Origin of the sequence: Streptomyces sp. AC550_RSS872 (genome assembly GCF_019049285.1) — a bacterium.
Lineage (GTDB): Bacteria > Actinomycetota > Actinomycetes > Streptomycetales > Streptomycetaceae > Streptomyces.
Window position 1 is genome coordinate 1 of the sequence record NZ_JAGMUL010000212.1, and the last position, 214, is coordinate 214.

A 214-nucleotide genomic window follows, 5' to 3' on the forward strand; every position below is an offset into this window, starting at 1 on the left:
GTGAATCGCTACTCATGCCTGCATTCTCACTCGTCAACCGTCCACAACTCGCTTACGCGGCTGCTTCACCCGGCAGACGACGCTCCCCTACCCATCACAGCAGGCGTTGGCCCTTATGCTGCAATGACACGACTTCGGCGGTACGCTTGAGCCCCGCTACATTGTCGGCGCGGAATCACTAGACCAGTGAGCTATTACGCACTCTTTCAAGGGT

1 rRNA gene is annotated in these 214 nt (G+C 57.5%); it reads right to left on the reverse strand.

Annotated elements, in window-relative coordinates:
• Window positions 1–214, reverse strand: a 23S ribosomal RNA gene (locus tag KUM44_RS44690); the annotation flags it as partial.